The sequence below is a fragment of the Nitratireductor thuwali genome (assembly GCF_036621415.1).
GTDB classification, from domain to species: domain Bacteria; phylum Pseudomonadota; class Alphaproteobacteria; order Rhizobiales; family Rhizobiaceae; genus Chelativorans; species Chelativorans thuwali.
The window spans coordinates 1,298,383-1,308,726 of sequence record NZ_CP030941.1 but is presented as its reverse complement, the minus strand read 5'-3'; the positions used below and the strand labels follow the sequence as shown (position 1 = coordinate 1,308,726).

General features: G+C 64.5%; 14 protein-coding genes. All 14 read right to left on the bottom strand.

The window, feature by feature from the left end; translation table 11 throughout:
- Positions 1-65: 65 nt before the first annotated feature.
- Positions 66-935, bottom strand: a complete 870-nt coding sequence (locus NTH_RS06230) for a flagellin (RefSeq protein WP_338529218.1) — start codon at positions 933-935, stop codon at positions 66-68.
- A 197-nt stretch (positions 936-1,132) separates the two neighbouring features.
- Positions 1,133-2,014 carry a flagellin gene (locus tag NTH_RS06225; protein ID WP_338529217.1) on the bottom strand — a complete coding sequence of 294 codons (882 nt, stop codon included), beginning with the start codon at positions 2,012-2,014 and terminating at the stop codon, positions 1,133-1,135.
- A 195-nt stretch (positions 2,015-2,209) separates the two neighbouring features.
- Positions 2,210-2,947, bottom strand: a complete 738-nt coding sequence (fliP, locus tag NTH_RS06220) for a flagellar type III secretion system pore protein FliP (protein ID WP_338529216.1) — start codon at positions 2,945-2,947, stop codon at positions 2,210-2,212.
- On the bottom strand, positions 2,944-3,453 hold the full coding sequence (locus tag NTH_RS06215; protein ID WP_338529215.1) for a flagellar basal body-associated FliL family protein: 510 nt from the start codon (positions 3,451-3,453) through the stop codon (positions 2,944-2,946). The genes fliP and NTH_RS06215 overlap by 4 nt, the downstream gene beginning before the upstream one ends.
- Positions 3,454-3,465: 12 nt before the next feature.
- Positions 3,466-4,173, bottom strand: coding sequence for a flagellar basal body L-ring protein FlgH (flgH, locus tag NTH_RS06210; RefSeq protein WP_338529214.1), 708 nt, complete (start codon positions 4,171-4,173; stop codon positions 3,466-3,468).
- The gene (locus tag NTH_RS06205) at positions 4,170-4,706 is read right to left on the bottom strand and encodes a MotE family protein (RefSeq protein ID WP_338529213.1); all 537 of its coding nucleotides are present in this window, start codon (positions 4,704-4,706) and stop codon (positions 4,170-4,172) included. The genes flgH and NTH_RS06205 overlap by 4 nt, the downstream gene beginning before the upstream one ends.
- 11 nt (positions 4,707-4,717) lie before the next feature.
- Complete coding sequence (locus tag NTH_RS06200) at positions 4,718-5,764, bottom strand: flagellar basal body P-ring protein FlgI (protein WP_338531818.1); 1,047 nt, start codon at positions 5,762-5,764, stop codon at positions 4,718-4,720.
- Between the two features lie 131 nt (positions 5,765-5,895).
- Complete coding sequence (gene flgA / locus NTH_RS06195; RefSeq protein ID WP_338529212.1) at positions 5,896-6,381, bottom strand: flagellar basal body P-ring formation chaperone FlgA; 486 nt, start codon at positions 6,379-6,381, stop codon at positions 5,896-5,898.
- Positions 6,382-7,170: a flagellar basal-body rod protein FlgG gene (gene flgG, locus NTH_RS06190; protein WP_338529211.1), complete on the bottom strand. Its 789-nt coding sequence runs from the start codon at positions 7,168-7,170 to the stop codon at positions 6,382-6,384.
- Positions 7,171-7,181: 11 nt separating this feature from the next.
- The gene (locus tag NTH_RS06185; RefSeq protein ID WP_338529210.1) at positions 7,182-7,490 is read right to left on the bottom strand and encodes a flagellar hook-basal body complex protein FliE; all 309 of its coding nucleotides are present in this window, start codon (positions 7,488-7,490) and stop codon (positions 7,182-7,184) included.
- Complete coding sequence (gene flgC, locus NTH_RS06180; protein WP_338529209.1) at positions 7,490-7,906, bottom strand: flagellar basal body rod protein FlgC; 417 nt, start codon at positions 7,904-7,906, stop codon at positions 7,490-7,492. The genes NTH_RS06185 and flgC overlap by 1 nt, the downstream gene beginning before the upstream one ends.
- Before the next feature lie 4 nt (positions 7,907-7,910).
- A complete protein-coding gene (gene flgB, locus NTH_RS06175; RefSeq protein ID WP_338529208.1) occupies positions 7,911-8,288 on the bottom strand; it encodes a flagellar basal body rod protein FlgB in 378 nt (125 codons plus the stop codon).
- 67 nt (positions 8,289-8,355) lie between these two features.
- Positions 8,356-8,979, bottom strand: a complete 624-nt coding sequence (locus NTH_RS06170; protein ID WP_338529207.1) for a hypothetical protein — start codon at positions 8,977-8,979, stop codon at positions 8,356-8,358.
- A complete protein-coding gene (gene fliI / locus NTH_RS06165; protein ID WP_338529206.1) occupies positions 8,969-10,336 on the bottom strand; it encodes a flagellar protein export ATPase FliI in 1,368 nt (455 codons plus the stop codon). The genes NTH_RS06170 and fliI overlap by 11 nt, the downstream gene beginning before the upstream one ends.
- Positions 10,337-10,344: the final 8 nt, after the last annotated feature.

Sequence of the window (10,344 nt, the reverse complement as noted above, 5' to 3'; positions counted from 1 at the left end):
TGTGCGAAAATGAAATGGGCCGCGCGTGGCGCGGCCCGTGGTTTCCAGGTTGCTCCGCGGCAGGGCTATTTGAAGAGAGCCAGAATGCTCTGGGCGTTCTGGTTGGCGATGGAAAGCGCCTGAATGCCGAGCTGCTGCTGGACCTGCAGTGCCTGGAGCTTGGTCGATTCCTCGCTCATGTCGGCATCGACCAGGGCGCCGACGCCGCGCTCGATGGAATTCCTGAGGTTGGCGACAAAATCCTTCTGAAGGTCCAGCCGGGTCTTGGCCGCGCCGAGATCGGCCGCCGCATTGGCCATCAGGCCCATTCCGGTTTCGAGCTGAGTCAGGAAAGTGTCGACCTGAGCATCGGTTGCACCGTTGACGTCTATGGCCATGATGTCGGCGACCATGGCCTCTGGTACGCTGCCATCGGCGTTGAACAGTTTTATCGTCGCGATCGATACGGTGATGGTTCCGACCGAAACAGTGCCGTCGGACGCGCGGTTGTAGGAAGAGACGATCTCCACATCGGCGGTGGCGTCGGTCGCCAGGATGTTGGTGCCGGCATAGCTGGCGCCCATGGCGGCGTTTCTGATGTGGTCCTGCAGAACCGAGATTTCGGCCTGGATCTTCGTCTGGTTCTCCGCGCTGGCGCCGCGTGCGGAAACGAGCTTCGACTTGATCTCGTCGACCCGGCCGATGATGTCGCTCATCGAGGTGTAGGCCGTGTCTATCTTGCCTGCGCCAAGTCCCAGCGAATCCTGCACCGCCGAAAGCGCCTTGTTGTCGGAGCGCATGGTGGTGGCAATCGACCAGTAGGCGGCGTTGTCGCTGGCTTCCGCCACCCGATAGCCCGTGGAGATGCGACCCTGCACGGTGTCCATCGCCTTGTTGGTGGCTTTAAGGCTCTGCAATGCAACCATTGCAGAGGCGTTCGTCATGATGCTGGCCACGTTGCTCACCCCTTCGACAGCATGCCTCGGGCCGGTTGGTATCCGGCGGCGAAACCTTTGGTTAACCATGACTACAAAGCTATGGTTAACAACTGTTTAACCGGCGACAGGTCGACAAGCAAAAGCGGGCCGCCTCCCGGAGGAAGCGGCCCGCTCGATTGTCATTTCGCTCCGGGCTAGGCCCGGAAAACCGCGGATTAGCGGAAGAGCGAGAGAATGCCCTGGGTGTTCTGGTTGGCGATCGAAAGCGCCTGAACGCCCAGCTGCTGCTGAACCTGAAGGGCCGACAGACGGGCCGATTCTTCGTTCATGTCGGCGTCCACGAGTTGGCCCACGCCGCGGTCGATGGCGTCGGAGAGCTTGGAGACGAAGTCCTTCTGCAGATCGATGCGCATCTTGCCGGCGCCAAGGTTCGAGGCCGCAGTGGCCATTGTTCCAAGCGCGGTGTCGATGTCGGTGATGAGGTTGTCAATGTCGGCATCGGTCGTTCCGACAACGGTCATCCCGAGGACCGTAGAGCCGGAGGCCGCGCCTACTGTTTCCAGGAGGCCGTTGCCCACGCCAGCGTCCACGAGAGTAACGGTGCTCAGGTCGATGTTGATGGTGCCGACGGCTCCGTCGGCAAAGGACGACACGACACTGACCGAGGTCGGATCGGTGTCGGAATTGCGCGACAGCCAGTTGTCGCCGGCATAGGACGCGGAGTTGGAGATGGCGGTCAGCTGATCCTGGTAGGCATCGATTTCCGCCTGGATCTTTGCCTTGTCCTCAACGCTTGCGCCGCGCGCCGTGATCAGCTTCTGCTTGATCTCGTCGACCGCCTCAAGAGCGCTGTTCATGCCGGTATAGGCCGTGTCGATCTTGCCGGCGCCAAGGCCGAGCGCGTCCTGCACTGCCGAAAGAGCCTTGTTGTCGGATTTCATCGAAGTGGCGATCGACCAATAGGCCGAGTTGTCGGACGCTTCGGCGACACGAAGGCCGGTCGAGATGCGCGACTGGGTGGTCGCCATGTTCTTGGAGATGGAGTTGAGGGTCTGCAGCGCGGTCATTGCCGACGCATTGGTATTGATGCTTGCCATGGGAAATACGCCCCTGAATACGGAAAACTACGCGGGACATACCGGGCGATCCGGTAGGATGGAGAGGCATCATGCCGGTGACCTACATACACGGTCACTCCGTCCTGCTTTCGGATGCATTTATGGGGAGGAAATCCTACCAAAAGGATAATCGGCCGAACTATTTCGGCAGGCAAGTCCCGCGCACGAGGCGCTCTAAAGGAATGACCGCACGAGGCTGCCTACGAGCAGATTCCACCCGTCGATCAACACGAAGAACAATATCTTGAACGGCAGCGAGACCACGGTGGGCGGCAACATCATCATGCCCATCGACATGGTTATGGTGGCGACGATCAGGTCGATCACCAGGAACGGCAGCACGATCAGAAATCCAATCTCGAAGCCGCGGCGGATTTCCGAGATCATGAAGGCCGGTATCAGGACGCGCAAATCCACGCTGTCCGCGGCAATGTCGATTTCGCCGCGTTCGGCAGCCAGGTCGGCAAACAGCGCGAAATCCTTCTCGCGCACATTGTTCGCCATGAAGGTGCGGAAGGGCTGCGCGATCCGTTCCATCGCCACCGTCTCGCTGATCTCGTTGTCCATCAGCGGCCGCACGCCCTCGTTCCAGGCCCGGTCGAGTGTCGGCGCCATGACGTAGAAGGTCATGAAGAGCGCCAGGCTGATGAGGATGAGATTGGCCGGCGTCGACGGCAGTCCCATGCCCGCTCTAAGGATGGAGAAGGCGATGACGAAGCGCGTGAAGCTGGTCACCATGATCAGGATGCCGGGGGCGATCGACAGGACCGTGAGGAGGCCGAATATCTGGATGATATAGGCTACGGTCGTCCCGTCCACATCGCCGGCGAGGGCGCCCAGATCGAGCGTCTGGGCCTGGGCGGGCACCGCGAGCAAAAGCAGCGCCAGTGCGAAGGGCAGCGTGCGGATCATTCGAACAGGAACGTCCTGAACAGAACATTCTCCACTTGGCCGTCGCTGCGAATGCGGGCGCGCTCGAGCAGGTCCTCCTTCAGGTGCTGAAAGCCGCTCGCGCTCTCGATCTGGCGCAGCTTGACCGTGCGCATGAAGGCGAAAAGGTCCTGGTGGATGGCTTCGGCCAGAGCCGGATCCACCTGGCCCGAAAAGACCAGAGCAAGTTCCATGCGAACCCAGATCTCGGTCGGATCGGCCAGATTGGTGGTGATCGGGTCAAGGCTATGGACTACAGGCGGAAGAGGGGCTTCGCCCTCGGCAGCCGCCGGCGCAGCCGCAGCCGCAGCCTTGCTCCCGTCGTTGATGCCGGTGGGCTCGGCCTTGACGATCTGGCGCTCTTCCAGGTAGCCGCCGGTATACCAGCCCATGCCGATCGCCATTGCCGTTACGACGAGCAGGACGGCAGCCTGCACGATGACCGGCGCCCCCTTCTTTTGTTCTTCTTCCTGGATGACGAGTGTCACGGTCGCTGGCCCCTAGAATGGCAGTACTTTGTCGAGGAATTCCTGACCGTAGGGCGGTTGCTGGACTTCCGTCAGGCGCCCGCGCCCGCCATAGGAGATGCGGGCTTCTGCTATGCGCTCATAGGAGATCGTGTTGTTCGGCCCGATATCGCTCGGCCGGGCGATGCCGGCGATGGTGAGCACGCGCAGCTCCGCATTCACGCGCACTTCCTGCGTGCCCGAAATGCGCAGATTGCCGTTGGGCAGCCTTTCGGTGACGATCGCCGCGACCGTGAGCTTGATCGCTTCCGAACGCTCGGTCGCGCCGGCGCCGGTGGTCGAGGTGCCGGAGCCGATTTCGGCGTCGGCCGAACCCGACGATCCCGCGCCGCCGAGGGCGAATGTCCCGGCAAGGCCGAGATTACGGCTGGCCTGGCGCGATCGCTCCGATTCGTTCTTGAAACTCGCCTTGTCGTTGATCGAAATCTCCACCGTCAGGATGTCGCCCACTTCCAGCGCACGCGGGTCGGTGAAGAAGCGGCTCTGGCGGTCGCTCCACAGCGAGTAGCGGCTGACCGTGGAGGCGGGGCGGTTCGGGTAGTGATAGGCGGGAAGCGAGGTCGGCTCGGCCCCAGCGCCGACCGGCGAAAGGGTCGGCGGCCTGTTGAACTCGCTGTCGGCGGCGCAGCCGGCCACTGCCAGGGCCGCCACGAGCAGCGGCAGGCGGGCGAAACATATCATGAGGGATCCTCGGGGCGTGCCGCGCTGGCAATGATGGTGGTCAGGGCAGCGGCCGATTTGCTGTTCATTTCGTTGAGGATGACGCCGGCCACGCGGGGCTCCAGCTTCATGAGAATGGCGGCGGCCAGTTCCGCCCGCACCTCGGCCAGGCGCTCGGCGGCGGCGTCGGGCCGCATGCTTGCATAGATGCTTACGACGCCGCTTTCCGCCTTGGCCAGGAAAGCGTCCCGGCGGGCGAGCCAGCCCTCGTATTCTGAGCGCTTTTCCTCCAGCGCCACGATGCGTTCGTCTATCTCGCCGCGCAGCTTTTCAAGCTCCAGGCGCTGCAGCGAATAACGCCGGTCGCGGGCGGCGTCGGCGATGTTGGCGCAGAACCGCTCGATCTCGTCCTGCGTGGCGTTGGCCATGGTCTCGGCCGCCTGCAGGGCGCGCTGGCCCGGCGCCGTGGACAGCGCCAGCACGGCCACGCACAAGGTCAGAGCACAACGATCCCAGCGGAGGGTTTTCGGCCATCGCGGCACGGAGAGCTTCATGGTCACGATCCCTACTGCAACACAAGCTCGGCCTGCAGGGCGCCGGCCGATTTGATGCCCTGGAGAATGGCGATGATGCCGTCGGGCTTTACGCCGAGGCGGTTGAGGCCCGCGACCAGCGTCTGCAGGTCCGGTCCGTCGAGAATGGCGACCCGCGCATCCGGCTGATCAGCCTCGATAACGGTATAGGGCTCGACCGCTGTCTCGCCGCGCGAGAAGGGTTCGGGCTGCACGACCTGCGGCATCTCCGTGATGCGGACGGTGAGCGCGCCGTGGGAGATGGCGACGCGCGAGATGCGGACATTCTGGCCGATGACGACGGTGCCGGTGCGTTCGTCGACGACGACGCGGGCGGGGCCATCGGATTCGACGATGAGGTTTTCGATTTCGGCATAGAAGCGCGCGGCCGAGATCTTTTCCGGCCGGCGTATCCTGATGGTTCGCGCGTCCTGCTCGGCGGCGGTGCTCATGCCGAAGCGCTGCGCGGTATAGGCGTTGATGGCGTCGGTGATGCGCACGGCGGTGGAGAAATCCGGGTTGCGCAGTTGCAGCGTCAGCACGGAAGTATCGCCGAACTCCGCCGCGACCTGCCGTTCGATGATACCGCCATTGGGCACGCGGCCGGCGGTGGGCACGCCCTGCGTCAAGGATTCCGCCTGCCCCTGCGCGCTGAACCCTGAAACGATAACCGACCCCTGCGCCACCGCATAGATGTCGCCGTCGGCCGCCCGCAGGGGAGTCATGACGAGCGTGCCGCCGGCCAGCGATGTGGCGTCCCCGAGCGAGGAAACAGTCACGTCGATGCGCGCACCAGATTGGACGAAAGGCGGCAGATTGGCCGTCACGATGACCGCTGCGACATTCTTGGCGCGGGCGCGCCCGCCTTCCGTGGCGATACCGAGGTTCTCGAGCATGGCGCGGATGGATTGCTCGGTGAAAGGGGCGTTGCGCAGGCTGTCGCCGGTGCCCTTGAGGCCGATGACGAGGCCATAGCCGACGAGCTGGTTGTCCCGTGCGGCCTGCAGTTGTGCGATATCCTTGATGCGGGAGGCGGCCATGGTGCCGGAACCGCTGCCGAGCGCCGAGGGGGAGGACGGGTATGACGGCGCGGAAGCCTGAACATAGTCGTAATCGGCCGCGCCGGAGGACGTCGCGATGGCCATTGCCGCTAAGAGGACGAGGCGGCCGATCATGACGCGCCGACCTGCACCGTGCCGTCGGCCATCACGATACCGCTGAACACGGCGCCGCTATCGGCGTTGCGCAGCTTAATCATATCGCCCGCCGCGCCAGACTGAAGCGGTACGGCCATCAGCGATATGGTCAGCGCTCCCTGGCGGTAGACAGCCGTAACGGCGGTGCCGGTTTCTACGAGGTAGGCCTCGCGCACCGAGGACAGAGGCACCAGCCGGCCTGGCAGCAATGTGCGCCGTGCAACCTTGCCGTCGAGGTCGGTCATGCTGCGCGCAATCTCGGCCCCGCCGCGCGGCGGCCGGCGCAGGGCCACCTCGTCGAGCGCATCCATGGTGACCACCTGCCCCGGATAGATGACGCGGGTGGGGATGACGGCGATCTCCTGCGCGCCGGCCGGGCCGGCCAGCATGCAGGCGAAAAGCGGCAGGACTGTCGCCAGTCCTGCCAGCAAGGCCCGCCGCGGGAGAAAACCGTGTTGCATCTATCGCATCGCCTGGGTGACGGTGGCGGCCATCTCGTCCGCCGCCTTGATGACCTTGGAGTTCATTTCATAGGCGCGCTGCGCCGAAATCAGCTCGGTGATCTCCTTCACCGGATCGACGTTTGAATCTTCCAGGTAGCCCTGCTCGACGGTTGCGAAGCCGGGATCGCCCGGCACGCCGACATTGGCGGGACCGGACGCGGCGGTTTCGCGGAACAGATTGTTGCCTATGGGTGCAAGGCCGGCTTCATTGGCGAAATTGGCAAGCGTGAGCTGGCCCAGATCCTGCAGATCTTCCTGTCCGTCGATGCGGGCGAAGACCTGTCCGGTCTTGTTGACGATGACTTCCACAGTGCCCTCGGGGACGACGATGGCGGGATTGACCGGGAAGCCGTCGGCGGTGACGAGCTGGCCGGTGGCATTGGTGTTGAAGGCGCCGGCGCGGCTGTAGAGCATTTCCCCGTCCGCGCCTTCGATTTCGAACCAGCCCCTGCCGACCAGCGCCATGTCGAACTTGTTGCCGGTGTTGGTGAGAGAGCCCTGGATGTGGACGTTGCGCACGGCCGAGGTCTTGACGCCGAGACCGATATTGGCCCCCTCCGGCACGATATTGGCGTTTGCCCGTTCCGGCACGCCCTGCAGCCGCTCGACCTGATAGAGCAGGTCGGAAAACTCGGCCCGCGCACGCTTGAACCCGGTGGTGTTGATATTGGCGATGTTGTTGGCAATCACCTCGAGATTGAGCTGCTGCGCGCTCATGCCGGTGGCTGCGATGGATAGGGCCTTCATATTCTTCTTCCTCAGATCGCCATGCGGCTGACTTCGAGATAGGCGGTCACGATCTTGTCGCGGATGGCGATGGCCGCCTGCAGGGATTGCTCGGCGCTCATCACTGCGTCGACGACCTGACGCGTGTCGGCCTCGCCCTGCAGCGCCTTGACCGAAAGCTGTTCGGCCGATTCGAGACGGCTGACGGTGCTCGTCGCCAGTTCGCTCAGCATCGCCGCAAAGGCGTCGCCGGACGGAGCCGCCGCGCCCTGTGTCTCCTGCCCAGGCAGGATCGATTGCGGTCCCGAAAGCCTCGTAAGTTCACCTATACCGGAAATCATCAGCTGCTCCGCAGGAGGTCTATGGTCATGGAAATGAGTTCACGCGCCTGCTTGATAACCTGGAGATTGGCCTCGTAGCCGCGGTTCGCCTCGCGCATGTCGGACATTTCGACCAGCATGTTCACATTGGGCCGCTTGACGTAGCCGGCCTCGTCGGCGGCTTCGTGGCCGGGATCATAGTCGATCGTGAAATCGCCGGGATCGCGGGAGATGGCGGAGACCTCCACCATGCTGCCGCCGCTGGCCTTGTCGAGCTCGGCCGAGAAGCTGATCGTCTTGCGGCGATAGGGATCGCCGCCCGGTATGTCGCTTGTCGACTGGGCGTTGGCGAGGTTTTCGGAAACGATCCGCATCCGCTCCGACTGGGCGGTCAGGCCGCTGCCGGCCACTTTCAGCGCGGTGGAGAGAGCATCCATCAGGTCAGCTCCTCGTGGTCATCATCATCATGCGGTGGAAGGATTTGACGATGGCGGTGTTGAGTTCGAATGCGCGGCGTATTTCGCCGGCTTTCACCAGTTCGTCCTCCATCACGACGCTGTTCTTCGAGGGAAGAAGCTTGGGATCGTCGGCTTCGTTGAGACCGAAGGACGCCGGCGTCGCACCGTGCTGGTTGTGAGAGGCATCGGTGGCCTGCATGGCCACGCGCGTGTTGTTCAGCACGCTTTCGAAAGGCTCGACATCGACCGCGCGGTAGCCGGGCGTGTTGACGTTGGCGACATTGCCGGCCACGGCGGCCTGGCGGACCGAAAGCCACCGAGCCTGCTGCGTGGCCAGATCGAACAGGTTAACCGGTTGCATGGCGACTCCCACGATTGTTCGCCACGGAATCTAGGCGGCCAGTCTTGCGTGGGCCTTGCGTCGTCCCTCAAGGTTGGCCGAGGGCGATCTCGGCGTTTCGGGTGGTCGTCAGCACCCAGCCTTCATTGCGCTTTTCGATGGAGGCGACGCGGCTGCCGTCGGGGAGGGGCGAACCCCGCTCGACGATCCAGAAGCCGTCCTGGTCCTCGATCATGGCGCGCCCGGCAGCGGCGTGGATGAGCTGAAACGCCACGACGTCGCCGGGGAACGGCTGGGTAACGGGACCGCCTTCCTCGAAGGAGGTCGCGCCGATCGTGCCGGTGGGAATGAAGTCAAGCTGCTCAGGCGCCATGCCGAGCGGAATCCTGGCGCCTGTGAGCTGGGGCTGAAGCGTGGCGGCGCTTCCCGCACTTGCCTCGCGGCCGGCAAATTTCAACGGCCTGATGCCGAACTGCTCCTGGTTGAAAAAGATATACCAGGGAAACACCGCGCAGACGACGGCAAGGCCGATCCCGCACATGGCAAGCAGCCAGTCGCCGCTCGTCCGATGGCTCATATTCGTGCGCCAGCGGCCTTGCAGCCGCCAGTTGCGGCGGACGCGGCTGTTCGGCGCCTTCGGCTCGTCGTCCATGTCCAGCGCCTCGACGGGCGTCATGTCAGGCAGCACGAGGTCGGCGAGCTTATCCTTCACGCGGCGTCTCCCTGGCTTTCAGCCTCGTGGCCAGTTCGGCGAAAGGATCAAGCACCGGCGGATCCTGGGGCGACTGGCGCAGCACATCGTAGATGACGGGGACCTGGCGGACGGCCGCGTCCAGCTCGGCATCGACGCCGGCCTGGAACCCGCCCAGAAGACGAATGTCCCTCGTTTCCTCGAAACGGGCGATCATCGCCTTCAAGTGCTGAACCAGGCGGCGCTTGTCCTCGCCCCAGGCATGCTGGGCGAGCCGCGAGATCGAGGCGAGCGGGTTGATGGGCGGATACCGCCCCTGCTCGGCGATCGCGCGGTCGAGAACGACGTGGCCGTCGAGGATGCCGCGCACGTTGTCGGCCACCGGGTCGTTGTGGTCGTCGCCGTCGACGAGCACGGAGATGACGGCAGTGATCGTGCCGGCGCCCGCTTCGCCGGGCCCCGCGCGCTCCAGAAGGCGCGGCAGGTCGGTGAAGACGGAAGCCGGATAGCCGCGTGCGACCGGCGGCTCGCCCGCGCTGATGGCCACTTCGCGCGCGGCATGGGCATATCGGGTGATGGAATCGACGATGAGCAGCACACGCTGCCCCAGATCGCGAAACGCTTCGGCCACACGCATGGCCGTATCGGCCGCGCGCCGGCGCATCATGGCGCTTTCATCGCTGGTGGCGACGATTGCGATGGCCTTTTCAAGGCCTCTGTCTCCCAGCGTGTCTTCCAGGAACTCGCGCACCTCGCGGCCGCGCTCGCCGACCATGGCGACCACGACCGTGTCGAAAGCATCGGCACGGGCAAGCATGGCGAGCAGCGTCGATTTGCCGACGCCCGAACCGGCGAAGATGCCGATGCGCTGGCCGTGGCACAGGGGCGTGAAGATGTCGATGGCGCGCACCCCCGTGCTGAAGGGCTTCACGACGCGCTGGCGCTTCAGCGCGGCCGGCGTCCGCGATGTCGGGAGCGCGTTGTCGGCCGGGCGCACCAGCGCCGGCCCGCCGTCGATCGGTTCGGCCAGGGCGTTGATGACGCGCCCGCGCCAGCTTTCGTGCGGGACGATCGTCAGCGGTCCGCTGGAGAAGGCCGGCTGGCCAAGATTGGCCTGCTCGTTCTGCCCGAAGGGCGCGACCAGAATGTCCTCGCCATTGATGCGGACGACTTCGCCGCGGTGGCTCCGGCCCTGGTGCTGATAGGAGACGATGTCGCCGAGGCAGGCAGCGGCGGAAAGCCCGCGCACGCGGTAGTGCACCGGCGTCACCTCGGAAATGCGCCCGCCATGCTTGATGGCCAGCCGCGGGTCGCTGAAGCGCAGGTAGAGACCTTCAAGGGCCTCCAGCGCCTGGGTGCCCCGGAGCTCCCCGGACATGGCTGCCA